The 26,013-nt window shown below is 66.9% G+C and carries 15 protein-coding genes and 2 rRNA genes (1 of these 17 running past the window's edge); 12 read left to right on the top strand and 5 right to left on the bottom strand.

Translation table 11 applies throughout. The annotated features are described in order from the left end of the window. The 3 genes from AB3X08_RS02460 to AB3X08_RS02470 all read left to right on the top strand — a co-directional run. A 23S ribosomal RNA gene (locus AB3X08_RS02460) occupies positions 1-2,165 on the top strand; it begins 715 nt to the left of the window's first position. Between the two features lie 172 nt (positions 2,166-2,337). Further along, positions 2,338-2,452: ribosomal RNA gene (rrf, locus tag AB3X08_RS02465) — 5S ribosomal RNA — on the top strand. A gap of 419 nt (positions 2,453-2,871) precedes the next feature. Next, the gene (locus AB3X08_RS02470) at positions 2,872-3,939 is read left to right on the top strand and encodes an NAD(P)-dependent alcohol dehydrogenase (RefSeq protein WP_369936004.1); all 1,068 of its coding nucleotides are present in this window, start codon (positions 2,872-2,874) and stop codon (positions 3,937-3,939) included. 372 nt (positions 3,940-4,311) lie between these two features. Here the strand turns inward: AB3X08_RS02470 and AB3X08_RS02475 are convergent, their stop codons facing one another. Both AB3X08_RS02475 and AB3X08_RS02480 read right to left on the bottom strand, forming a co-directional pair. Further along, positions 4,312-6,042 (bottom strand): M28 family metallopeptidase, encoded by a 1,731-nt coding sequence (locus tag AB3X08_RS02475; protein ID WP_369936005.1) that lies wholly within the window; start codon positions 6,040-6,042, stop codon positions 4,312-4,314. A gap of 83 nt (positions 6,043-6,125) precedes the next feature. Further along, positions 6,126-6,788, bottom strand: coding sequence for a hypothetical protein (locus tag AB3X08_RS02480; protein WP_369936006.1), 663 nt, complete (start codon positions 6,786-6,788; stop codon positions 6,126-6,128). A 126-nt stretch (positions 6,789-6,914) separates the two neighbouring features. Here AB3X08_RS02480 and AB3X08_RS02485 point away from each other — a divergent pair, with 126 nt between their 5' ends. Next, positions 6,915-8,204, top strand: a complete 1,290-nt coding sequence (locus AB3X08_RS02485; protein ID WP_369938388.1) for a murein hydrolase activator EnvC — start codon at positions 6,915-6,917, stop codon at positions 8,202-8,204. Between the two features lie 105 nt (positions 8,205-8,309). Next, complete coding sequence (locus tag AB3X08_RS02490) at positions 8,310-9,797, top strand: S41 family peptidase (RefSeq protein WP_369936007.1); 1,488 nt, start codon at positions 8,310-8,312, stop codon at positions 9,795-9,797. A 173-nt stretch (positions 9,798-9,970) separates the two neighbouring features. Here AB3X08_RS02490 and AB3X08_RS02495 read toward each other — a convergent pair whose 3' ends face one another. Both AB3X08_RS02495 and AB3X08_RS02500 read right to left on the bottom strand, forming a co-directional pair. Further along, complete coding sequence (locus AB3X08_RS02495) at positions 9,971-10,291, bottom strand: DUF1820 family protein (RefSeq protein ID WP_369936008.1); 321 nt, start codon at positions 10,289-10,291, stop codon at positions 9,971-9,973. Between the two features lie 40 nt (positions 10,292-10,331). Then, a complete protein-coding gene (locus AB3X08_RS02500) occupies positions 10,332-11,024 on the bottom strand; it encodes a rhomboid family intramembrane serine protease (protein WP_039006253.1) in 693 nt (230 codons plus the stop codon). Between the two features lie 234 nt (positions 11,025-11,258). Here AB3X08_RS02500 and AB3X08_RS02505 point away from each other — a divergent pair, with 234 nt between their 5' ends. From AB3X08_RS02505 to AB3X08_RS02530, 6 genes are all read left to right on the top strand, one after another. Continuing rightward, on the top strand, positions 11,259-12,596 hold the full coding sequence (locus tag AB3X08_RS02505) for an outer membrane protein transport protein (protein WP_369936009.1): 1,338 nt from the start codon (positions 11,259-11,261) through the stop codon (positions 12,594-12,596). Between the two features lie 632 nt (positions 12,597-13,228). Further along, positions 13,229-16,201, top strand: coding sequence for a TonB-dependent receptor (locus AB3X08_RS02510; protein ID WP_369936010.1), 2,973 nt, complete (start codon positions 13,229-13,231; stop codon positions 16,199-16,201). A 71-nt stretch (positions 16,202-16,272) separates the two neighbouring features. Beyond that, entirely contained in the window at positions 16,273-18,150 is a 1,878-nt protein-coding gene (locus tag AB3X08_RS02515; RefSeq protein WP_369936011.1) for a beta-galactosidase, read from the top strand. Positions 18,151-18,220: 70 nt separating this feature from the next. Further along, a complete protein-coding gene (locus tag AB3X08_RS02520; RefSeq protein WP_369936012.1) occupies positions 18,221-19,597 on the top strand; it encodes an APC family permease in 1,377 nt (458 codons plus the stop codon). After that, positions 19,594-20,520: a carbohydrate kinase family protein gene (locus AB3X08_RS02525; protein WP_369938389.1), complete on the top strand. Its 927-nt coding sequence runs from the start codon at positions 19,594-19,596 to the stop codon at positions 20,518-20,520. The genes AB3X08_RS02520 and AB3X08_RS02525 overlap by 4 nt, the downstream gene beginning before the upstream one ends. After that, positions 20,501-21,913: a 6-phospho-beta-glucosidase gene (locus tag AB3X08_RS02530; protein ID WP_369936013.1), complete on the top strand. Its 1,413-nt coding sequence runs from the start codon at positions 20,501-20,503 to the stop codon at positions 21,911-21,913. Before AB3X08_RS02525 ends, AB3X08_RS02530 begins: the two co-directional genes overlap by 20 nt. A gap of 150 nt (positions 21,914-22,063) precedes the next feature. Here the strand turns inward: AB3X08_RS02530 and putA are convergent, their stop codons facing one another. After that, on the bottom strand, positions 22,064-25,249 hold the full coding sequence (gene putA / locus AB3X08_RS02535) for a bifunctional proline dehydrogenase/L-glutamate gamma-semialdehyde dehydrogenase PutA (RefSeq protein WP_369938390.1): 3,186 nt from the start codon (positions 25,247-25,249) through the stop codon (positions 22,064-22,066). Positions 25,250-25,521: 272 nt separating this feature from the next. On the opposite strand from putA, the gene AB3X08_RS02540 reads away from it, so the two are divergent. Beyond that, positions 25,522-25,998, top strand: coding sequence for a DUF2244 domain-containing protein (locus AB3X08_RS02540; protein WP_369936014.1), 477 nt, complete (start codon positions 25,522-25,524; stop codon positions 25,996-25,998). The last annotated feature ends 15 nt before the right edge of the window (positions 25,999-26,013 follow it).

Here is a 26,013-nt window from a genome sequence, read left to right on the forward strand (position 1 = left end):
AACCCACTCCCGTTGCAAAGGTAGGGGATGAGGTGTGATTAGGAGTGAAAAGCTAATCGAACCCGGAGATAGCTGGTTCTCCTCGAAAGCTATTTAGGTAGCGCCTCGGACGAATACTGCTGGGGGTAGAGCACTGTTATGGCTAGGGGGTCATCGCGACTTACCAAACCATTGCAAACTCCGAATACCAGTACGTACTATCCGGGAGACACACGGCGGGTGCTAACGTCCGTCGTGAAAAGGGAAACAACCCAGACCCACAGCTAAGGTCCCAAATTCACTGCTAAGTGGAAAACGATGTGGAAAGGCATAGACAGCCAGGAGGTTGGCTTAGAAGCAGCCACCCTTTAAAGAAAGCGTAATAGCTCACTGGTCGAGTCGGTCTGCGCGGAAGATTTAACGGGGCTAAGCAGTGAACCGAAGCTTGGGGTGCATCGCGATAAGCGATGCGCGGTAGAGGAGCGTTCCGTAAGCCTGCGAAGGTGGATTGAGAAGTCTGCTGGAGGTATCGGAAGTGCGAATGCTGACATGAGTAACGATAATGCGGGTGAAAAACCCGCACGCCGAAAGCCCAAGGTTTCCTTGCGCAACGTTAATCGGCGCAGGGTGAGTCGGCCCCTAAGGCGAGGGCGAAAGCCGTAGTCGATGGGAAGCAGGTTAATATTCCTGCACCTCGCGTAAGTGCGATGGAGGGACGGAGAAGGTTAGGTGTACCGGGCGTTGGTTGTCCCGGGGAAAGGCGGTAGGTTTGGATCTTTGGCAAATCCGGGATCCTTTAAGACCGAGCACCGAGACGAGTCTTTTAGACGAAGTCACTGATACCACGCTTCCAGGAAAAGCTCCTAAGCTTCAGCTTACGCAGACCGTACCGTAAACCGACACAGGTGGGTAGGATGAGAATTCTCAGGCGCTTGAGAGAACTCGGGTGAAGGAACTAGGCAACATGGCACCGTAACTTCGGGAGAAGGTGCACCCTTTTTGGTGGCTCGTGCGAGCTATAGCTGAAGAGGGTCGCAGAAACCAGGCCGCTGCGACTGTTTATCAAAAACACAGCACTCTGCAAACACGAAAGTGGACGTATAGGGTGTGACGCCTGCCCGGTGCTGGAAGGTTAATTGATGGGGTCAGCCGCAAGGCGAAGCTCTTGATCGAAGCCCCAGTAAACGGCGGCCGTAACTATAACGGTCCTAAGGTAGCGAAATTCCTTGTCGGGTAAGTTCCGACCTGCACGAATGGCGTAACGACAGCGGCGCTGTCTCCACCCGAGACTCAGTGAAATTGAAATCGCTGTGAAGATGCAGCGTTCCCGTGGCAAGACGGAAAGACCCCGTGAACCTTTACTATAGCTTTACACTGAACGTTGAGTTCGTCTGTGTAGGATAGGTGGGAGGCTATGAAACTGTGGCGCTAGCTGCAGTGGAGCCATCCTTGAAATACCACCCTGTCGTGCTTGACGTTCTAACCTAGGTCCGTAATCCGGATCGGGGACCGTGTATGGTGGGTAGTTTGACTGGGGCGGTCTCCTCCTAAAGAGTAACGGAGGAGCACGAAGGTACGCTCAGCGCGGTCGGACATCGCGCACTGTGTGCAAAGGCATAAGCGTGCTTGACTGCAAGATCGACGGATCAAGCAGGTACGAAAGTAGGTCTTAGTGATCCGGTGGTTCTGTATGGAAGGGCCATCGCTCAACGGATAAAAGGTACTCCGGGGATAACAGGCTGATACCGCCCAAGAGTTCATATCGACGGCGGTGTTTGGCACCTCGATGTCGGCTCATCACATCCTGGGGCTGTAGTCGGTCCCAAGGGTATGGCTGTTCGCCATTTAAAGTGGTACGCGAGCTGGGTTCAGAACGTCGTGAGACAGTTCGGTCCCTATCTGCCATGGGCGTTGGAAGTTTGAGAGGGGCTGCTCCTAGTACGAGAGGACCGGAGTGGACGAACCTCTGGTGTTCCGGTTGTCACGCCAGTGGCATTGCCGGGTAGCTATGTTCGGAAGCGATAACCGCTGAAAGCATCTAAGCGGGAAGCGCGCCTCAAGATGAGACTTCCCGGGGCACAAGCCCCCTTAAGGAACCATGTAGACTACGTGGTTGATAGGTCAGGTGTGTAAGTGCAGCAATGCATTGAGCTAACTGATACTAATGATCCGTGCGGCTTGACCATATAACCTCAAGTTGCTTCCTCAAGAAGCAACCCTTAGCACGACACACGTCGATAGCTATCCAAACGCTCGCTACGTCACACCCTATGAGAGGCTGGCGCCCATGCCGTCCTTCCCACACCGCACACTCGTGCGCTGTTCGAAGACGCATCGCGGCGACACTCCAACCGTCTCCCTGGTGAAATTAGCGCTGTGGAACCACCCGATCCCATCCCGAACTCGGAAGTGAAACGCAGCTGCGCCGATGGTAGTGTGGCTCAAGCCATGCGAGAGTAGGTCATCGCCAGGGGCTTTACCCCGAATCCCCGTCCCCCAAGGACGGGGATTTTTTATTGCGCGTGAGAAAAGCTACAAATCAACGTGAAGCTCCATCCCGACCCGCCCGTTGGGTGGGCCGAAGTCGGGAAGGGCCATGACCGCCCGCCGATCTGACGCCCTTGCGACGCCTGATGGCCCGCGCTCGCATGGCGCTTGTTCGCAGCGCTTCAATCCTTGCCCCGGCGCCGATCTGCGCAATCCCGCGGCACTTCGTTCGTTGGTCAGCCCGCCACGATGGGCCGCTCCGTTCCATCGACGATGCGTGCTTTTAATGCATCGCGGCTTAGACTTTTTGTCTGCTAAGCCAGCCGACTTCGACCTGCACCGTCGGCTCCGATGACACCGGCGTCCGCAAGCCGCGACCTCCTCCCCGCCACAGAGAACTCTCCCATGAGCCAAGCCAATGGATACGCCGCACTGGCGTCCGATCAGCCGCTGACCCCTTACGCGTTCGAGCGCCGTGCGATCGGGCCGCAGGATATCAGCATCGAGATCCTCTACTGCGGTGTCTGCCACTCCGACCTGCATACGGCACGCAACGAGTGGCAGAACACCCAATACCCGTCCGTGCCGGGACACGAAATCGTCGGCCGCGTGACCGCGGTCGGCGATCAGGTCCAGTCCTTCAAGGTCGGCGACCTGGCCGGTGTCGGTTGCATGGTCGATAGCTGCCGGCATTGCGCGTCCTGCGCGGACGGCGAAGAGCAATATTGCGAAAACGGCTTCGTCGGCACCTATAATGGCCCGATGTTCGGTGGCGAGAACACCTATGGCGGTTACTCCGACCATATCGTGGTCGACCAGAAGTACGTGCTGCAGATCCGCCATGCCGAAAAGGACCTCGCCGCGGTGGCACCGCTGCTGTGCGCGGGTATCACCACCTATTCGCCGCTGAATCATTGGAAGGTGGGACCGGGCAAGAAGGTCGGCATCGTCGGCCTGGGCGGTCTCGGCCATATGGGCGTGAAGATCGCGCACGCGATGGGCGCGCATGTGGTGCTGTTCACGACCTCGGCGAACAAGAAGGAAGATGCCCTGCGTCTGGGCGCCGACGAAGTGGTGGTATCCAAGCTGCCGGAGGAAATGGCGGCGCACGCCAACAGCTTCGACTTCATCCTGAATACCGTCGCCGCCCCGCACGACCTGGACGCGTTCCTGACCTTGCTCAAGCGCGATGGCACGATGACCCTGGTCGGTGCGCCGGCCGAGCCGCATCCGTCGCCGACGGTGTTCAATCTGATCCTGAAGCGCCGGCAGCTGGCCGGCTCGTTGATCGGCGGCATTCGCGAGACCCAGGAGATGCTGGATTTCTGCGCGAAGCACGGCATCGTGTCCGACATCGAGACGATCGAGATGGCGCAGATCAACGAGGCCTACGAGCGCATGCTCAAGGGCGACGTGAAGTATCGCTTCGTCATCGACATGGCCAGCCTGGAGAAATCCAAGCAGGCCGCTTGACGCAGTGGCATGGCCGGCCGCGCAACGATGCGGTCGGCCATGCGCTTATCGATGCGCAGTGTTCGACGAAACGCCTGGACGCGAGCGCCAGGCGTTTTTTTATGCGGGTCATTTGCCATGACCTTGTGTTGGGGCGCTTTGCGTTTCCTTGGTGACGGGCAATGAAAAACGTCCAGGGGGCAACTCCGGAGCGTCCACTGCGATCCTTTACAACATGTCACATCGGGAATTCCTGTCGCGGCTGAAGCCGCTCCTACAGGAAGCGGCGTGACTGGCATCAGCTGCGGTAGCGAAAGCCGTGGAAAACCAGTGGAAACGACAACGGCGCCGCAGCGCCGTTGTCGTGACCATCGTCCAGGATGCGTCAGCCGGTCATTTGCCCGGCGTCGCCGCCGCCGGCTTGGCATTGCCCATCATGCTGTCGCGGGCGGCCTTGAACGGATTGTCCTGATACCAGTTGGGCCATGCGTCGCCCGCCGCCAGTCCCTTGCCGACGCCGTAAACGGCCTGCAGGTCGTCCATCACCCCGTCGAGCTTCCAGGTCGCCGGATCGTATTGGTCGGCGGGCGTGTGGTAGCGGTGCTTGCCGTAGTCATCGGCCGCGCGCTTGCCGGCATCGATGCCGCCGTCGACCAGGTCCTCGCCGCCATCGATGTACAGCGCGGGCACGCCGGCCTTGGCGAAGTTGAAGTGATCGGAGCGGAAATAGAAACCGCTCTGCGGCGAGGACTCGGCATGCAGCACGCGGCCCTGCGCGGCGGCGATCGGCTTGAGCAGGTCCTCCAGTTCGGAGCTGCCGAAACCATTGACCACCAGATCCTTGGCGCGGCCGGCGACCGGCATCGCATCGAGGTTGATGACGCCGGCGATCTTGTTCAACGGGAAGGTCGGGTGGGCGACATAGTATTTGGAACCGAGCAGGCCCGACTCTTCCAGCGTCACCGCCAGGAACACCACAGAGCGTTCCGGCTTGGGCTGCTGGTGCACGAACGCGTCGGCGATCTCGAGGATGCCGGCGACGCCGGTCGCATTGTCGACCGCACCGTTGTAGATGTTGTCGCCGCTCTCGCCCTCGTGCTTGCCCAGGTGGTCCCAGTGCGCCATGTACAGCACCGCTTCGTCGGCACGGCTGCTGCCGGGCAGCACGCCGACCACGTTGCGCGACTTCTTCTCGGAGATCGTGCTCTTCAGGTCCACCGACAGCTTGGCCCTCAGCGGCACCGGCTTGAAACCGCGCTTGCTCGCGTCCTTGTAGGCCTGGTCCAGATCCAGTCCGGCGTCGGCGAACAGCTGCTTGGCGGCCTGCGCGGTGATCCAGCCCTGCGCCGGGATGCGCGGTTCCGGGTCATCCTTGGCCGGCAGGTCGTACTGCGCGCCGGACCAGGAATTCTTCACCACGTCCCAGCCGTAGCTGGCGCCGGGGGTGTCGTGCACGATCAATGCGGCGGCCGCACCCTTGCGCGCGGCTTCCTCGAACTTGTAGGTCCAGCGCCCGTAGTAGGTCATGCGCTTGCCTTCGAACAGCGCGCCGTCCTCGGTGTGGAAGCCGGGGTCGTTGACGAACATCACCACCGTCTTGCCCTTCCAGTCCTGGTCGGCGTAGTCGTTCCACTTCTGCTCGGGCGCATCCACGCCGTAACCGACGAACACCATGTCGCTGGCGTCGATCTTGACCTCGGTCTGGCCGGTGCGGGTGCCGATCACCATGTCGGCACCGAACTTCAGTTCGCGCGGCTTGCCGTTCTGCTCCAGCTTCAGCGTGGTGTTCGGATCGGCGGTGGTCTCGGTCATCGCCACGTCCTGGAACCAGCTGTCGCCGTTGCCCGGCTGCAGGCCGATGCGCTGCATCTGGTCGCGGATATACGAGACCGTCTTCTCTTCGCCCGCGGTGCCGGGGCCGCGGCCTTCGAATTCGTCCGAGGACAGGGTCTTGACCAGCTCGCCGAAGTCGGCCGGCGTGATGTCGGGCGAGAAGGTATGGCCCGCGGCGGCCACCGGAGCGGGCGCGGACGGCGCGGCATCGGCGGCCGGGGCGGGCGCCTCGCGCTTGCACGCGGTCAACGCGGCCGCGGCGGCCAGGCACAGCACTAGCTTGCGGGACATGGGGGCTCCTGGGGGTGAGGAATCCCGATTCTATAGGCAAGTCCCGCGCGCGCGCCGCCGGCAGTGCGGACGATGCCGCCGGATCAGTTCTCCGGCGCGGTGTCGCCGTCGAACGGCTGCGCGGTGGCGCCGCTGATCGGGCCGGTCTTGGCGCTGCGGTGCACGTACAGGGTCACGTCGCGCTCGAAATGCAGCGGACCGTCGATCACCGCGCGCGGGCCGATGATGATGCGCGGCTTGCGCGTGGGCTTGAACGACATGCTGAAGCTGGGCTTCTTGATCTCGATGCCGCCGCCGAGGTGCGAGTCGTGGCCGACGGTGATGTCGCCGTTGACCGTTTCGATGCCGCCTTCCAGCTGCGTGGCGACCAGGCCGATGCTGCCGTTGACGCTCTCCACGCTGCCGCCGATGCGGCCGCCGCGGTCGACGAAGATGCCGCCATTGACCGTCTCGATGGATTCGGAAATCTGCACCTGCTGGCCCACACGGATGCCGCCGTTGACCGTGGACAAGCCGCCGGTCTGCGCGTTGTCGGCGATCTTGAGGCTGCCGTTGACGGTTTCCACGTCGCCGACGCTGGCGCCGGATTCGACGGTGATGCCGCCGTTCACGGTTTCCAGGTCGCCGTACTGCTTGCCGGATTCGGCGGTGATGCTGCCGTTGACCTTGCTGATGCCTTCTGCGGCCAGGGCAGGGCCGGCGGCCATGGCCAGCGCCAACAGGACCGATACATGCGTACGCTTCATCACCCACCTCCGGGACGCCGGCCAGTCGCGGCGCCTACTTGTGCGGCGATCACAACACGCTTCGTTACAATCCGCACCTGCCTGAAGTCATTGGACCGACCCTTGCCCGCAACCGCTTCCGCTTCGTTGCGCCCTGCCTCGCCCGCCGCGCCGGGGCGGCGCCTGCGCGCGCCTCGATACGCGGCAACGAAGTGGCTGGCAGGGGCGGTGTTGTTGCTCATTGCGACCCTGGCGCTGGCGCAGAACCCGCGCGACGCCGAGCGCCGCCTGGAGAAGGTGCGCGACGAGCTGAAGAGCGTGGCCGAGGAGCGGCGCCAGCTGGAAGGCAAGCGCGGCGATGCCGCGCGCCAGCTGCGCGAGGCCGACGAAAAAGTGGCCACCACCGGGCGCAGCCTGGCGCAGACCCAGCAGGCGCTGCAGCAGCACCAGCAGACCCTGGCCGAACTGGAGCGCAAGCGCGACACGCTGCGCAACGGCCTGGTACGGCAGCGTGCCGAACTGGCGCAGTTGCTGCGCGCGGCGTATGCGATCGGCGGCAATGCGCCGTTGAAGCTGCTGCTGGCGCAGGACCGGGTGGCCGACGCCAACCGCTTGCTGGCCTATCACCGCTATCTGCAGCGCGAGCGCGCGCAGCGTATCGCCACGCTGACCCATGAGTTGCAGGCGCTGGAACAGGTGCAACGCGAGGTCGCGGCAAAGCGGCAACAGCTCAGCGCAGCGCAGCGCCAGCAGCAGGAACAGGCGGCGGCGCTGCAGCGCGACCGCAAGCAGCGCGCCAGCCTGGTGTCCGAACTGGACGAGCGCTATCAGGACCGCAGCGAGCGCGAGAAGGCGCTGGGCCAGGACGCCAAGGCGCTGGAAACCTTGCTGGCCAATCTGCGTGCGGCCGCGGCGCGGGCCGAGGCCGAGCGCCGTGCGGCCGCCAAGCGCGCGGCGGCCGAGCAGGCCGCGCAGGCCAAGGCCGCGGCAAAGAATCCCTCGCGCGGCGGCAGCAAGGTGCCGCCCAAGGTGGCGGCCTCGGCGCCGGCGCTGAAGGTCGGCGGCCTGGGCTGGCCGCTGTCCGGCGATCTGATCGCGCGCTACGGCGGCAAGCTGCCCGATGGACGCACCAGCAACGGCGTACTGATCGCCGCGCCGGCCGGCAGCACGATCACTGCCGTGGCCGACGGCACCGTGGTGTTCTCCGACTGGATGACCGGCTACGGCATGATCCTCATCGTGGACCACGGCAACGGCTACATGAGCCTGTACGCGCACAACGACACGCTGCTGCGCGATCCCGGCGCGCGGGTCAAGCGCGGCGATGCGGTGGCCAAGGTCGGCAATTCCGGCGGTCAGGGGCGCCCGGCGCTGTATTTCGAATTGCGCCGCAACGGCCAGCCGGTGGATCCGTCGTCGTGGCTGCAGCGGCGCTGAGGACCGCGGCGGCAGGGCATTCAACGCGAATTTAGCCTGGTTTCGCGCATAATCCGGACAGCTGCGCCGTGCACGGCGCAGGCCACCCCCAAATCGGAGTGCTTCATGCGCGTAGTTCTGTCCGCTGCCCTGTTGCTTGCTCTGGCGCCGTTGCCGTCGATGGCGCAGAGCGCCGGCGAACAGACGCCCTCGGCGCCCGCCGCCAGCGCCGACGATCCGGACGCCACCGAATCGGCCACCTCGCGCGTGCCGCTGGACGAAATCCGCCGCTACGTGGCGGTGTACAACGCGGTGAAGGAAGCCTACGTCGATCCGGTCGACGACAAGAAACTGATGCAGTCGGCGATCCGCGGCCTGCTGCTGGACCTGGATCCGCACAGCACCTATTTCAGCAAGGAAGACGCCGAGGCCTTCGACGAACAGGCCACCGGCGCCTACGACGGCATCGGCGTGGAGCTGCTGCAGCTGCCGGACAACACGCTCAAGGTGGTGTCGCCGATCGACGACACGCCGGCGGCGCGCGCCGGCGTGCGCTCGGGCGACATCATCGTCGCCATCGACGGCAAGCCGATCAGCGCGGTCAAGGCGATGGAGCCGTTGCGCGGCGAGTCGGGCAGCAAGGTGGTGCTGACCATCGTCCGCGAGAAGGTGGACAAGCCGTTCGACGTGACCCTGACCCGGCAGACCATCCGCGTCGCCAGCGTGCGCAGCCGCATGCTCGAGCCGGGTTATGGTTATATTCGCATCAGCACCTTCCAGGCCGATACCGGCGCGGACTTCCACAAGCAGCTGCAGCAGTTGCAGACGCAGTCCGGCGGCAAGCTGCGCGGCCTGGTGCTGGACCTGCGCAGCAATCCCGGCGGGCTGTTGACCGCGGCGGTGCAGGTGGCCGACGACCTGCTCGACAAGGGCACCATCGTGACCACGCGCGGGCGCATTTCGGTCAGCGATTCCAAGTTCGACGCCACGCCCGGCGACCTGCTCAACGGCGCGCCGATGGTCGTGCTGGTCGACGCCGGATCGGCCAGCGCCTCGGAAGTGCTGGCCGGTGCGCTGCGCGACAACAAGCGCGCGCGCATCGTCGGCAGCCGCACCTTCGGCAAGGGCTCGGTGCAGACCGTGCTGCCGCTGGACAACGGCGATTCGGTCAAGCTGACCACGGCGCGCTACTACACGCCCAGCGGCAAGTCGATCCAGGCCAGCGGCATCGTGCCGGAGGTGGTGCTGCATCCGGAGGAGAGCAAGCAGGACGCGGACAAGCCGGCGGTGCTGGCCGACTACAGCGAAGCGACGCTGCCCGGCCACCTGCATGGCGACGACGAAGGCGCCGAGGGCTACAGCGCCGGCGACGTGCTGCCCGGCGACGCGCCGATCGCGCAGGCGCTGGCCGAGTTGAAGCAGCCTGGGTCGGTGGCCAGGGCCGCGGCGGCCAAGCCGGCCAAGGCCAAGCCGAAGGCGGCCGCGCCGAGCGCAGCGAAGCCGGAGGCGCTCGCGCCCAAGGGCGCGGCACCGAAGACCGAAGCGCCGAAGGCCGAGCCGGCCAAGAGCGATGCCCCCAAGAGCGACACGCCGGCGCCGCCGTCGGGCGAATGAGGTCGCGCGCGGCGGTCGCGCCGCGCGTTCCTTCGGAGGCTGCACCTCGTAGGCGCGGCTTCAGCCGCGACCGGGCATGACCGGCAACGCCCGGTAGCGGCCGAAGCCGCTCCTACGGGACTCGCAGCGCGGCGATCGCAGGCGCGCCATCCGCGCGCGATCGCCGCCTCGCCTCAGCGCGGTTTGCCCGGCAGCGGGAATGGCGTGATCACTTTCTCGCCGGTGGCCGCGTCGCGGATCGCGGACTGGCCCTTCTTTTCCACTTCCTCGATGCGCACGATGCTCTGCATCGGCAGGTGCAGCATCTTGGTGTCGCCGAATTCCTCGCGCAGGCGTTCTTCGGTGGGATCGATCACCAGGCCGTCGTGCAGGTCGAACACCAGCCCGCCGATCTCGTTGAAACCCCACAGGTGACTGCTGCCCACGTGCTGGGCGTACAGCTCGTACACCTTGCCGTGGTTGAGGAAGGTCACTTTGTACAGGGACTTGGCCATGCGCGAAGTATAGAGCGCGCTCGCGCCGCGGCGTGGCCGCTCAAAAACCCTTGCGCTTGCGCAGGCGCCGCGCGATCGCCGCGCGCACGTACAGCCCGTAGGCCATGCCGAGGGTGAAGCCGGTCAGGTGCGCGGACCAGGCGACCATGCCGAACGCCGGGCCGATATAGGCGAACACCACCTGCAGCGCCGCCCAGGTGCCGATCAGCAGCGAGGCCGGCGCGCGCACGAATTCCAGAAACAGCCCCAGCGGCAGCACCACGCCGAGCTTGGCGCGCGGAAACAGCGCCAGATACGTGCCGATCAGCGCCGAGACCGCGCCGCTGGCGCCGATGATGACCCGGTCCGGGGTACCGATCGCGAACACCGCGGCCAGATTGGAGAGGGCGCCGCCGCCGAGGAACAGCAGCAGGAAGCGCCACGGCCCGAGCACGCGCTCGGCGGGCAGGCCGAAGATCAGCAGGAACACCAGGTTGCCCAGCAGATGCGACCAGTCCGCATGCAGGAACAGCGCGGTGAACAGGCGCAGCACGCTGCCGTCCTGCACCGTCGCCAGCCAGTCGCGCGGGCTGGCGACGCCGGCCGACAGCGCGCCCCAGTCCAGCCACAACGTGGCGCGGGCCTGGTTGGGGCGGCTGATCGACCACAGGAACGCCAGCCACATCGCCGCGAACAGCAGCGGCGTGGCCCAGCGCAACGTGGTCCGGTCGCGGGAGGGAATGGAGACGAACATGCCTGTACCGTGGAACTCGGCCCGTAACGATACCGGCTCCCTCCGGCTGAACGCACGCCCACTCTGCGTGAAACTGAACGGGCGGTATTGTTATTGTTCGGTTAACGCAGACGGGTATACTGCATACGGCGTCGTATGTCGGGAGGGGACTCCGGCGCGCATTTCCGGCTTGCTCGGCGGGGAATGCGCAGACGCGAACACAGACATTTTCGTCTTCCGGAGGGTAACAAAGCCATGCAAAACGCAACCCAGTTCGTCCGCTTCACCGCCCTGGCCGTCGGCATCGTCGGCGCCCTGACCATCGGTCAGGCGCATGGCGCCGCGTTCCAGCTCAAGGAAAACAGCGCCAAGGGCCTGGGCCGCGCCTTCGCCGGCTCCGGCAGCGCCCCCGGCGACGCCTCGATCATCGCCAACAACCCGGCCGGCATGCGGCAGCTCGACGGCAAGGTGTTCCAGGCCGACGTCAGCGCGATCCAGTTCGCGGCCAAGTACGACGGCACCGGCACCTACGCCACCGGCTCGGCGATCTCCGGCGGCAACGGCGGCGACGCCGGCACCATCGCGCCGGTCCCGGCGGTGTACTTCCACCTGCCGTTCGGCGAGAACAACAACATGCACTTCGGCACCTCGCTGACCGTGCCGTACGGCTTCAAGACCGAATACGACCGCGACTGGAAGGGCCGCTACAACGGCGTCAAGACCGAGCTGCAGGCGATCGACCTCAACCTCGCCTTCTCCTACGACGTGAACCCGTACGTGTCGTTCGGCGCGTCGGTGTTCGCCGAGCGCCTGGACATCGACCTGTCCAACGCGATCGACCTGGGCAGCGTGCTGGCCGCGCGCCGGGTGCCGGGCTTCGCGCCGGGCAGCGCCGACGGCTACTCGCGCATCAAGGGCGACAGCACCGATATCGGCTACACCCTGGGCGGCCTGTTCAGCATCGACGAGAACACCCACATCGGCTTCAGCTACCGCTCGAAGGTCGAGCACAAGATCACCGACGGCACCGCCGACTTCACCACGCCGGCCAACGCCGCCACCGTGCTGGCCGTCGCCGCGCCGGGTACCTTCGTCGACACCAAGGGCAAGGCCACGGTCACGCTGCCGGCCAGCGCGACCGCCAGCTTCACCCACACCATCAACGAGCAGTGGACGGTGATGGCCGACGTCAGCCGCACCGCCTGGAGCAAGTTCGACCAGGTGACGGTGGACTTCGCCAACAACCAGCCCGACAGCGTGCTGAACTTCGCCTACAACGACACCACCTTCGTCTCGATCGGTGCCGACTACCGCATGAGCGACACGCTGACCCTGCGTGGCGGCCTGGCCTACGACGAAACCCCGACCAGCAACGAGCACCGCGACGTGCGCGTGCCCGACGCGAGCCGCAAGTGGGTCTCGCTGGGTCTGAGCTGGCGTCCGTCCGAGCAGGCCGAGTACAGCTTCGGCTATACCCACCTGTTCACCAGCGATCCGAGCATCAACTCGACCACGGCGACCGGCAACACCCTGATCGGCAGCTACGACGTGAGCGGCAACGTGCTGGCGGCGTCGGTCAACTACAAGTTCTGATCGATCGCTTGCGCGACCGTGTCGCGGCGCAGGCCGCGCGCAAGGAAAGTCCCGCTTCGGCGGGGCTTTTTTTATGCGGGTTTCCCTGGTTTGGATGCGGCTTTACGCATGCCGCGTCGAATGCTTGACAGCCATCCCACCCGGGCGTAGAAGGCTTGTGAAGCCGGTGGGGATCTGCCATCGGCATGCGGCCACGGCAGTCATGCCGTCGCCATCCGGCCTGCAGACGTCGAATGGGAGAGGTTGGCAATGCATCACCGCGAATCGACTCCTTCGTCCTGCGCTGCAACGCCGCGGTTTTCTTCCTGTAGCGCGTTTTCGGCACTGGCTGCCGTCCGCGTTTCCAAAGGCGCGCCGGCATGACCGTGCGCCATAAGCTGAGTGCTCTGCGCTCACGCGACAAGTGCGTCGCCGGCTACTCGCCGCCTCGACGCTGATCGTGCATCGCGGTCCGATCTGACCGACGCCTCGCGTTTGTTTTCCGTGTTCCGTTGCCCGTGCGCGCATCTTTGCGCGCAGCGCCGCAGCGTGCGCGCCATGCATCCGCCATGCGTCCGGTCGGTACCAACGACATCCGGGTTGCCGACACGCGTCGCGCCCGGTGCATGGCACTTTTGGCGAGGGGAAGCATCATGTGCAATGGCAAGCGTGCGAACGGCAAGATCCTGGTTGAGGCGATCCTGGCGGTACTGGGGGCGAGCGCCGCATTGACGGCGGTGGCGGGGACGGTGACCGGCGAGGTCAGCGTGCAAGGCGGCAAACCCGCCGCGAACGCGCGGGTCGGCATTGCCGGGACCGCGTATACGGCGGTGGCCGACGCCAATGGACATTTCGTGATCGCCGACGTGCCGGCGGGGCAGTACGCGCTGGAATCGAACTACCCGGGGTTCAGCGCGGCGCAGACCAGCTTCGAGGTGAGCGACAGCGGCACCACCGCGCTGACCATCGCGCTGGACGAGGTCAAGCAGCTGAAGAACATCACCGTCGTCGCCAATCGCTACGACGCCAGCAATCTGAAGATGAATGCGGTGAACACGGTGGACGTGCTGTCCGCCAACGATCTGCAGCACACCGCGGTGCACAACGTCGCCGAGGCGCTGGGGCTGATCTCGGGCATCAACATCACCACCACCGGCTCGGGTTATTTCGGCGGCGTGGATGGCGCGGCGCGCGGCGAGGGCATGTTCGCCTCGGTGCGCGGCTTGCCGTCGGAGTACAACGTCAACCTGATCGACGGGGTCACCGTCGCGCAGGGCATGCCCTACAGCCGCAGCGTGCAGCTCAGCCTGCTGCCACCCTCCGGGCTGCAGACCATCGTGGTCAACAAGACCTCCACCGCCGACATGGACGGCGACGCGATCGGCGGCACCATCGACTTCCGCACGCCCACCGCGTTCGATTTCAAGCAGACCACCAGCGGCAGCGTGACCGGCAGCGGCCGCCTGGAAAGCCGCGCGCGCGACTACGGCGGCGACGGTCTGGGCGGCGGCCTGGCCGGCGAGTTCCAGCACAAGTTCGGCGACCAGCAGCAGTTCGGTTTCTACGCCAGCGCCTATTACGACTACCGCACCTCGACCAACAGCGAGGTGGCCGCGGCGACCAGCGCGCTCAACGATGGGTCGTGGGAGTTCCTGCACACCGATGCCGACGGCGGCAACGCCGCCGGTTACGATCCGCAGCACAACCTGACCAGCACCGGCATGAACGTCGGCGTGGTCGCCGGCTGGGAACGCCGCTACGGCGGCAATGCGTCGTTCGACTGGCAGGTCGACGACAGCCTGTCGCTGTATGCGCGCGCCACCTACGCCTACGCCAAGACCGACCAGGGCACCACCTTCGTGCAGTTGCTGCCGCAGGACGTCAGCTATGTGCCCAGCGGTACCGCTGGCGTCTATACGCCCAACATCGGCCGCATCGCCTCGCGCTTCTGGTACGAGACCAATCCGGAAGTCGCCGACCTGGCGACCTTCCAGATCGGCGCGCGCAAGACCTCCGGCGGCTGGACCTTCCTGCCGAACCTGTTCTACAGCTTCGGCGACAACGACCGTCCGGATCACGTCGAGATCGACGGCCGCGAGGACAAGTTCTCGCAAACCAACTACGCCTATTCCGGCAGCTCGCTGGTGCGCTACGGCAGCGGCGCGTTCCCGTATCCGCAACTGACCCCGGCGCTGCTGGCGCAGGTCAACAATATCCCGTCGCTGTACGCCAGCAGCTACGGCGAACTGACCAAGATCTATTCCGGGCAGAAGAAGGGCGGCGCCAAGTTCGACGTGCGCTACGACTTCGAGGACGGCGCGCTGTCGGCGCTGCAGTTCGGGGTGAAGTACAGCAAGAGCTCGCGCAATTTCAGCAACCGCGACTGGTGGACCGGCGGCGTCGCCGACACCAGCACGCTGGGCGATCTGGGCATCTTCAACGGCAACTACAGCGCGATCTTCCCCGGCAAGTATCCCTGGGTCACGCCCAAGGTCAGCGAGAACGCGGTCGCCAACGTCATCGACAGCCATCTGCGCGACGACGACCTGGACAGCTGCGGCAAGACGTACTACGTCAACAACTGGAACTGCAACACGATGCGCGGCACCGAGGCGGTGGCCGCGGCCTACGCCATGGCCACCTTCTCGCTCGGCAATGTCGAAATCGTGCCGGGCATGCGCTTCGAGCACAGCAGCATCCACAACACGTACTGGGTGACGCCGCTGGACGCCGACGGCAACGAGGCGATCGGCTACTTCGACAGCAACCACACCAGCTACGACGAGCCGCTGCCGAGCGTGTTCCTGACCTGGCGTCCCGACGCGCGTACCGTCTATCGCGCCGGGCTGTGGACCAGCTATACCCGGCCCGCGTTCGTGCAGCTCGGCGGCGGCAGCAATATCAGCATCTCCTCCAATGGCGTGACCACGATCACCCAGGGCAATCCGGACCTGAAACCGATCGAATCGACCAACCTGGACCTGTCCGGCGAATGGTCGACCGAGCACGGCGGGTTCTTCTCGGTCGCCGGTTTCTACAAGCGCCTGCGCAACTACATCTACGACGCCGGTTCCGGCCAGGCCAATCCCGACACCAGCGGCAGCGGCACGGTGTTCTATTCGATGCCGACCAATGGCGGCGACGGCCGCGTCTACGGCCTGGAGGTCAGCGCGCGCCAGCGCTTCCAGGACCTGCCCGAACCGCTGAACGGCCTGGGCGTGAGCTTCAATGCCACCCGCCAGCATGCGCGCGCCGACCTGGGCATGGACGGTTTCGAGAACGAGCACATGCAGTCCGCGCCCAATGCCATGGCCAACGTCGAGCTGTTCTACGAACGCGAGCGCTTCTCGGTGAACCTGAGCTACCACTTCAGCAGCTCCTATCTGCTCGGCTACGACTATCTGCACCAGGGCGCGACCTGGGACGACCTGTGGGCGCGTCCCACCCGGCGCGTGGACCTGCATGCCGGCTACCACTTCGACAACGGGCTGAGCCTGGATCTGTCGATCTCCAACCTGACCAAGGAGTACAGCTACTGGGCGCACGTGGGCCGCAGCGACCTGGCGATCTCGGACATCGTCGATGCCGGCATGACCACGTTGCTGACCGCCAAGTACGCGTTCTAGCCAGCTCTCCGCAGGATCGGGGCGGTGCGCGTTGGCGCCGCCCCGATTGCGCGCCGCCTTCGGAGATCTCAATGAAACGTCGCACTTTTTGCCTGCTCAGCGTGCTCGCGCCGCTCGGGATGGCGGCCACGCCAGTGGCGGCGATCGCCACGGCGGCCGCGCCCGAGCCGGACGGGCGTCCGCACGCGTTCGACTTCGCGCAAGGCCGGTTCGTGCTGGACGGCCAGCCGTGGCAGATCCGCAGCGGCGAAATGCATCCGCTGCGTATTCCGCGCGAGTACTGGTTGCACCGGATCCGCATGGCCAAGGCGATGGGTTTGAACACCATCGCCCTGTATCTGATGTGGAACGCGCTGGAAACCGAGCCGGGCGTGTTCGACCTGGACAGCGATCGCCGCGACTTCGTCGCCTTCATCCGCCTGTGCGCGCAGGAAGGCATGTGGGTCTATCTGCGGCCCGGCCCGTATGTCTGCGCCGAGTGGACGCTCGGCGGCCTGCCCGCCTATCTGTTGCGCGAACCGGGCATGCGCCTGCGCGATGCCAGCGATGCGCGCTACATGGCGGCGGTGCGGCGCTACATCGCCGCGGTGGCGCCGCGGATCGCGCCGCTGCTGGCGTCGGCCGGCGGCCCGGTGCTGATGCTGCAGATCGAGAACGAGTATTCGATGTTCGGCGACGACGTCGCTTACCTGCAGGCGCTGCGCGCGCTGTGGCAGGAACACGGCATCGACGGGCCGTTCGCGGTGGCCGACGGCATGAAGGATCTGCGCCGGCGCAAGGCGTATCTGCCCGGCACCGCGCTGGGCCTGGATGGTGCCGACCTGGCCGATCTGCAGCACGGCCGTGCCTTCGCCGGCGACGCGCCGGTGTGGGTGGCCGAGGGCTATCCGGGCTGGTTGACGCATTGGGGCGAGGCCGATGTCGCGCACCGCGACTACTTGCCGACGCTGCGCCGGCTGCTGGCGCACGGCCATTCGTTCAACCTGTACGTGGTGCATGGCGGCAGCAATTTCGGCCTGAGTGCCGGCGCCAATGCCGACGACGACGGCTCCAACTTCCAGCCGGCGTTGACCAGTTACGACTACGGCGCACCGATCGACGAGCGCGGCGCGGCAACGCCGGCGTATTTCGCGATGCGCGATGCGATCGCCGCATCTGTGCCCGGCCGCTTGCCGCTGCCGCTGCCGCCGGCGCCGCCGCCGCGCACGCGCTTCGCGCCGACCCTGGCGCTGCCGTATGCGTCCTTGTGGGACAACCTGCCTGCAGCGCCGGTCGCGACCGTGGCGCCGGCCGGCAACGAGATCCTGTTCGGCCAGGACCAGGGACTGGTGCTGTATCGGCGCCGCATCGGCCCCGGCGCGCAGCTGCGCGTGGACGGCGTGCACGACTACGCGGTGGTGCACGTGGATGGCGAGGAAGTGGGGCACGTGTCGCGGGTGCGGCATCGCGCCCTGCGTTCGTCGCCGCAGCTGGCGCTGCCACGGGCGCAGCAGGCGGATCGCGCGCTGGAGATCCTGGTCGACAGCTTCGGTCACATCAATTTCGGTCCGGCGCTGGGCGATGCCAAGGGACTGGTCGGCGAGGTGCGGTTGCAAGATGCGCCGCTGCAGGAGTGGCAGGCGTATCCGATCGCGCTGGACCCCGCCTGGATCAAGACGCTGCAGCCGTTGCGCGCGCCGACATCGCGACCGGGGCTTTTCTTCCGTGCGGAGATCGCGGTCGAATCGCCCGGCGACGTCTATCTGGACATGCGCGAGTGGGACAAGGGCTATCTGTGGGTCAACGGCCAGTTGCTCGGCCGCTACTGGCGCATCGGGCCGCAGCAGGCCCTGTATTGCCCGGGCCCGTGGCTGCGGCCAGGCCGCAACGAGGTGCTGGTGCTGGATCTGCACCGCACCCGCGCCGCCGCGATCCATTGCGCGGACGCGTTGCAAGGAGCGCGCGCATGAGCCTGCGCCGCGCACACACCGACCGTCTTCATCCCACCCATTGCGTCGCGCCGGCGACAAGGGAATCTGCATGCTGCTGACCACGCCCGATGCCTCAGCGCGCCGCGATGCCGATCACGTGCCGCCGCGCGCGATCGGATTCTGGGGTGGGCTGTCCGCGAACCTGCTGAACATGGTCGGCATCGGCCCGTTCATCACTATTCCGTTGGCGTTGTCGGCGCTGGCCGGACCGATGGTGCTGCTGGGTTGGGTGGCCGGCGCGTTGCTGTGCCTGTGCGACGGCCTGGTCTGGGCCGAACTGGGCTCGGCGATTCCCAAATCCGGCGGGCCGTACCACTACCTGCGCGAGGCCTATGGCCGCGACGGCCTGGGCAGCCTGTTCGGCTTTCTCTACCTGTGGCAGACGTTGCTGACCGCGCCGTTGTCGATCGGTGCGGCGGCGGTCGGCTTCACCCAGTACCTGGCCTTCCTGGCGCCGGGCCTGGCGCCGTGGCAGCTGACCGCGATCGCCGCGGCGCTGTGCCTGGTCAACACCGCCTTGCTGTATCGCGAAGTGCGCTCGGTGCAGGTGTTGTCGCTGCTGGTCACCGCCGCGGTGGTCGCGGCGGTGGTGTGGATCGTGGCCAGCGGCCTGCTGCATTTCGACATGGCGACCGCGCAGCGTTTCCTGCACGCTGGCGCGGTCTCGCCGCACGGCTTCTGGCTCGGCTTCGGCGCGGTGGCGCTGATCGCGGTGTACGACTACGGCGGCTACAACAACGTGTGCATGCTCGGCGGCGAGATTCGCCAGCCGCGGCGCAACATCCCGCTGGCGGTGTTGTGCTCGATCCCGATCGTGGCAGCGCTGTACCTGGGCTTGAACGTGGCCATCCTCGGCGTGCTGCCGTGGCAGCAGGCGGCGCAGTCCAAGGCGGTGGTGGCCGACTTCATGCAGGCGATCTACGGGCATGTCGGCAGCACCATCGCGGTCGCGCTGATCATGCTCGCCAGTTGGGGTTCGGCGCTGGTGGTGCTGCTGGGCTATTCGCGGGTGCCATACGCGGCGGCGGCCGAGGGGCAGTTCTTCCGGGTATTCGCGCGGCTGCATCCGCGCGGCCATTTTCCGACGGTGTCGCTGCTGTTCGTCGGCGTGACGTCGGCGCTGGCGTGCATGCTGTCGCTGGACGATCTGATCGCCACGCTGATGGTCATCCAGATCATGTTCCAGTTCATGGCGCAGTGCCTGGCGGTGGTGCTGCTGCGGCGACAAGCGCAGCGTCCGCCGGACGCGTTCTCGATGCCGCTGTATCCGTGGCCGCTGTGGGTGAGCGTGGCCGGCTGGCTGTACATCCTGGCCACCAGCCAGGGCCGTCATCTGCTCGCGGCGGTGGTGGCGTTGTGCGTGGGCACGGCGCTGTTCTTGATCCAAGCCAGGAGGCAGGGCACATGGCCTTGGGCAGCGCGATGAGCGCGTGCGACGTCGCCGTGGTCGGCGAGATCTATGCCGATCACATCCTCAGCGGTTTCCAGCGCTGGCCGCAGCCGGGCGAGGAAGCCCTGGCGAGCGCCTATCTGCGCGAGCTCGGCGGCGGCGCGGTCAACACGGCGTGCGGGCTGGCGCGGCTGGGGCGCAGCACGCGCCTGATCGGCCTGATCGGCGAGAGCGACCGGCCCTGGTTCGAACAGCGGCTGGGCCAGTTCCAGGTGCGCAGCGATGGGTTGCGCGGCGACCCGGCCGGGACCGGGATCACGGTCAGCGTGTCGATGCCCGACGACCGCGCGTTCTTCACCTACCTGGGCGCCAACGCCAGGCTGGACGCGCTGCTCGCGCGCGCCGACGTGCTGGACGAACTGTGCGCGGCGCGCCACGTGCATTTCGCGATGCCGCTGTCGCGCGCGCTGGCGCAGACGCTGCTGCCGGCGCTGGCCGCGGCCGGCTGCACGACTTCGCTGGACGTGGGCTTCAGCCCGGACTGGCTGGCCGCGCCGCACAACCTCGCCACCTGCCGCGAGGTGGACTATTTCCTGCCCAACCAGAAAGAGGCCGCGCTGCTCGGCTGCGGCGACGGCGCCGAGGCATGCCGCCAGTGGGCGCAGACGCTGGGCCTGCGCCATGCGGCGATCAAGCTCGGCGGCGCCGGCGCGATGGCGGTCGACGCAACCGGTGCGCGCCGCGTCGCCGCGCCCGCGGTGCAGGTGCGCGACACCACCGGCGCCGGCGACGCCTTCGACGCCGGCTTCATCGATGCGCTGCTCGACGGCGCAGGACTCGACGAATGCCTGCGCCGCGCCTGCTTCTGCGGCGCGTGCTGCTGCGCCGCGCTCGGCGCGCTGGACGGCCTCCCCGATTTCGACCAACTGAGGAAACACAATGACAGCAACGAATCGTAAGGTCGCCCTGATCGGCGGCGGCGGGGTGCGCTCGCCACTGGTCGTGTACGGGGTCAACGAGGCGGCCACGGCACTGGGCGTGCAGGAGATGGTGCTGTACGACCCGGACCCGGCGCGGGTGCAACTGATGGTGGCGATGGGCCGTGCGGTGGTGGCGGAATTCGGCGGCGAGCTGCGCGTGCGCGCCGCCGCGTCGCTGGAAGACGCGATCGAGGGCGCGGACTTCGTGCTCAACAGCATCCGCATCGGCGGCATCGCGCAGCGCGCCGCCGACGAGCGGGTGAGCATCGACCAAGGCTATCCAGGGCAGGAAACCACCGGGCCGGCAGGCGTGGCCATGGCCTTGCGCACGGTGCCCGTGTCGATCGCGCAGGCGCGGCTGGTGGAGCAGTTGAGCCCGGATGCGTGGCTGGTTAACTTCACCAATCCGGCAGGGCTGATCACCCAGGCGGTGAGCACGCATACCCGCGCCAAGATCGTCGGCATCTGCGACACCCCGACCGAGCTGTTCCACAACATCGCGCAGGCGCTGGGCGCGCACCACGACGCGGTGGAATGCGATTACGTCGGCCTGAACCATCTGGGCTGGGTGCGTGGCGTGCGCCTGCACGGCGAGGACGTCATCGACCGGCTGCTGCAGGACGACGCGCTGCTGCGCCAGCTGTACCTGGCGCCGCTGTTCGACTTCGACATGATCCGCGCGCTGCGGCTGATTCCGACCGAGTACCTGTTCTTCTACTACGAGCGGCGCCGCGCGCTGGCCAACCAGCGCACCCAGGGCGGCAGCCGCGGCGCGGAGATCGAGACCTTGAACCACGCCTTGATCGCGACGCTGGGCAGCCGCCTGCAGGCCGGCGACGGCCACGGTGCGGTGCAGGCGTATGCGGCGTATCTGAACCAGCGTTCGGGGTCCTACATGAAGCTCGAGGCCGAAGGCGGTTCGGCGTTCGATGCCGGGGTCAGCCTGCAGGCCGATCCGTTCCGGGTCAGCACCGGCTATCACCGCATCGCCATCGACGTGATGAGCGCGCTGACCGGCGCGGTGCCGGCCAAGATCGTGGTCAACGTGCGCAACCAGGGCGCGATCGCCGATCTGCCCGACGACGACATCGTGGAGATTTCCTCGCACATCGACCGCAACCGCATCGTGCCGTGCCCGACCGCGCCGCTGCCGGACGCGGTGCATGGGCTGATCCGCGCGGTGAAGGCCTACGAGCGCGCGGCGATCGAGGCGGTGCTGTCGGGCAGCCGCCTGACGGCGCGCAAGGCGATGCTGATCCATCCGGCGATCGGCGAATGGACGCCGTCGCACGATCTGTTGGAAGGCCTGTTCGGCCACCTAAGCGACGATGGACAGTGCCTGTGCCAGGGGCCGATGCACTGGCATGGCTGATCGGCACGCGCGGCGATGTGTGTGAATCCGTCGCCGAGTATGCCGTTCGTTTTTGATTCTTCTGTAGGAGCGGCTTCAGCCGCGACAGGCACTCTCCGGTGAGTACCTGTCGCGGCTGAAGCCGCTCCTACAGAAATGCTAGTGCGCCGCTCAGTCGCCCAGGGTCAGCAGCGATGCGTTGCCGCCGGCCGCGGTGGTGTTGACCGTCACCACCTTCTCGGTGGCGAAGCGCAGCAGGTAGTGCGGGCCGCCGGCCTTGGGACCGGTGCCGGACAGGCCCTGGCCGCCGAACGGCTGCACGCCGACCACCGCGCCGATCTGGTTGCGGTTGACGTAGACGTTGCCGACCTGCACGCGTGCGGCGATGCGTTCGATGGTCTCGTCGATGCGCGAGTGCACGCCCAGGGTCAGGCCGTAGCCGGTGGCGTTGATCTGCTCGATCACCGCATCGAGCTGGTCGGCCTTCCAGCGGATCACGTGCAGCACCGGTCCGAAGATCTCGCGCTGCAGCTGCGCCAGCGACTGCAATTCGTAGGCGCGCGGGGCGAAGAAGCTGCCGTGCGCGGTGCTGTCGTCGCTGGCGGCCGCTGCGATCAGGCGCGCTTCGCGGTCCATGCGCGCGGCGTGGTCGGTGAGGATCTGCAGCGCGTCGGCGTCGATCACCGGGCCGACGTCGGTGGACAGCAGGCCCGGGTCTCCGATCTTCAGTTCGGCCATCGCGCCGGCGAGCATGGTCATCACCTTGTCGGCGATGTCGTCCTGCACGAACAGCACGCGCGCGGCCGAGCAGCGCTGGCCGGCGGAGATGAAGGCGCTGGAGATCGCGTCCTTGACCACCGCCTCGGGCAGCGACGAGGAGTCGGCGATGAACGCGTTCTGGCCGCCGGTCTCGGCGATCAGCACGCCGATCGCGGCGTCGCGCGCGGCCAGCGCGCGGTTGATCGCACGCGCGGTCTCGGTCGAACCGGTGAAGGCGACGCCGGCCACGCGCGGATCGCGGGTCAGCGCGGCGCCGACGGTGGCGCCGTCGCCGGGCAGGAACTGCACCGCCGCCGCCGGCACGCCGGCTTCGTGCAGCAGCTTCACCGCGGCATGGCCGACCAGGTTGGTCTGCTCGGCCGGCTTGGCGATGACGCTGTTGCCGGCGGCCAGCGCCGCGGCGACCTGGCCCAGGAAGATCGCCAGCGGGAAATTCCACGGGCTGATGCACACGAACACGCCGCGGCCTTGCAGCTGCAGTTCGTTGGACTCGCCGGTGGGCCCGGGCAGGCGCTCGGGCGCGCCGAACTGGGCGCGCGCCTGGCCGGCGTAGTAACGCAGGAAATCCACCGCTTCGCGCACTTCGGCGACGCCATCGGGCAGGGTCTTGCCGGCTTCCTTGACGCACAGCGCGATGAACTCGGGCATGCGCGCTTCCAGCAGGTCGGCGGCATGCTCGAGGATGGTGGCGCGGCTGGCGGCGGGGGTGCGGTTCCAGCCCGGCTGCGCGGCGACCGCGTTGGCCAGCGCCTTCTCCACGGTGGCCGCGTCGGCCGGCTGCCAGCGGCCCACTACCTCGCGGCGGTCGGCGGGGTTGGTCACCGGCAGCGCTTCGCTGGCGATCACGGCGCCCGGCACCAGCGGTGCGGCCTGCCAGGGCTTGATCGCGGCGTTGAGCTGGTCGGCCAGCGCGCGCAGGTCGTTGTCGTTGGCGAGGTTGGCGCCCATGGAATTTTTCCTGTTGTGGTTCTGGCTGCGCAGCAGATCGGCCGGCAGCGGAATCTTCGGATGCGGGATGGAAGCGAACGCGGACACGGCCTCGACCGGATCGCGGATCAGGTCCTCGATGGCCACGTCCTCGTCGGTGATGCGGTTGACGAAGCTGGAGTTGGCGCCGTTCTCGAGCAGGCGCCGCACCAGGTACGGCAGCAGGTCCTCGTGCGAGCCGACCGGCGCGTACACGCGACAGGGCACGCCCAGGCGGTCGGCGGGGATCACCTCGGCGTAGAGATCGTCGCCCATGCCGTGCAGCTTCTGGTGTTCGTAGTCCTTGCTGCCGGCGATGGCGCGCACCGCGGCGATGGTCTGCGCGTTGTGGGTGGCGAACATCGGGTACAGCGCGTCGCTGTGCGCGAACATGCGCTTGGCGCAGGCCAGGTAGGACACGTCGGTGTTCTGCTTGCGGGTGAACACCGGGTAGCCCGGATGGCCTTCGACCTGCGCGCGCTTGATCTCCGCGTCCCAGTACGCACCCTTGACCAGGCGCACCGGGATGCGGCGGCCGACGCGGCGCGCCAGGTCGGCGAGGAAGTCGATCGTGTACGGGGTGCGCTTCTGGTACGCCTGCACCGCCAGGCCGTAGCCTTCCCAGCCGTCCAGCGACGGGTCGGAGAAGGTGGCTTCGATGATGTCCAGCGACAGTTCCAGGCGGTCGGCCTCTTCGGCGTCCACGGTGTAGCCGATGCCGTAGGACCTGGCCAGCTGCGCCAGTTCCAGCACGCCCGGCACCAGCTCGGCCATCACCCGCGCGCGCTTGGCGTGTTCGTAACGCGGATACAGCGCCGACAGCTTGATCGAGATGCTGGGCGCGGCGAACACGTCGCTGCCGGTGTACGAGCCGTTGGGACCGCTGCGGCCGATCGCGTGGATCGCCTGGCGATAGGCGTCGAGATAGCGCTGCGCGTCCTTCATGGTCAGCGCGCCTTCGCCGAGCATGTCGAACGAATAGCGGTAATGCGCGTTGTCGCCCTTCTTCGAGCGCGACAGCGCCTCGCCGATGGTGCGGCCCATGACGAACTGGTGGCCCATGATCTTCATCGCCTGGCGCACCGCCAGGCGGATCACCGGCTCGCCGACGCGGCCGATCAGGCGCTTGAACGCGCCGGCCACGTCGGCGCGGGTCAGGTCGTTGATCTGCACCAGCTTGCCGGTGAGCATCAGGCCCCAGGTGGAGGCGTTGACCAGCACCGAGTCGCTCTCGCCCATGTGCTTCTTCCAGTCCGCGTCGCCGAGCTTGTCGCGGATCAGCTTGTCGGCGGTTTCCTGGTCGGGAATGCGCAGCAGCGCTTCGGCCACGCACATCAGCAGCACGCCTTCCTCGCTGCCCAGGTCGTACTGGCGCATGAAGGCTTCGATCGCGCCCTGGTCTTGGGCGCGGGCGCGCACGCGGGTGACCAGGTCGGCGGCCAGCGCCTGCACCTTGGCCTGGTCGGCGGCGGGCAGGCGCGCCTGCTCGAGCAGTTCGCGCACGTGGTCGGCCTCGTCCTTCAGCCACGCGGCGGTGATCGCGGCGCGCAGTGCGTGGGAGGCGGGGGGCAGTTCGGGGGCAAGCAACGGCGAGGGAGACGCGGACGGCATCGCCGGCGAGGAGCCGGCGCCAGACAGAGCGTTCATGCAGGGAGGACCAGGGAAGATGCACCATTTTATGCCAGCGCCCGCGCGTGCAGCGCGTCGGCGCGGTGCCCGGTTACGGATGCCGGCCCCGATGGCTGAACGTCCGTGGCAAGAATTTGGTTGCAATGCAGCATTTTTTATGATGAACGCGCGCTTGCCGGCGCGCAGGCCCGGGGCTACCATCGAATCGTTGCTCGCGGCTGGAACAGCGCGGCGGCTCGGAAGCGCGGTTCGACATGATCGAAATGTGTCCGTTTTCTGCGGAGGGAGCGGGTACGCAGCTGCGGCTGCGGCCGCCGCGGGCGCTCAGTGCCCGGCAATTCGTGATGTTGTTCGCGGCGCTGGCCGGGGCGATGTGGGCGGTGGCGGTGTTGGGGTGGTTCGCCGGCAACGTGTTCGCGCCGGCGTTCGCCTTGTTGCACAGCATCGTGGTGGCGCTCGCGCTGCGCTGGACATGGCGCAGCGGCGATCGCGAAGAGGACATCCGGGTGGGTCCGGGCTGCGTGGAAGTGACCCGCACGAATGCAGGAACGCCGGCGTTCCGCGCCCACCCGCATTGGGTGCGGTTGCGGATCGAAGGCGACGACAGGGTGGTGCTGGCGTGCAGCGGCAAGCAGGTCCGGGTTGGCGAGTTTCTCGGCCCGGACGAGCGCCGCGAGCTGGCGCAGACCCTGGAAGGCTTGCTGGCGGCCGCGACCGGCCGCAACCGATGACGCTCCAAGGGGTCT

It is taken from the genome of Xanthomonas sp. DAR 34887, from assembly GCF_041245805.1.
Lineage (GTDB): Bacteria > Pseudomonadota > Gammaproteobacteria > Xanthomonadales > Xanthomonadaceae > Xanthomonas_A > Xanthomonas_A tesorieronis.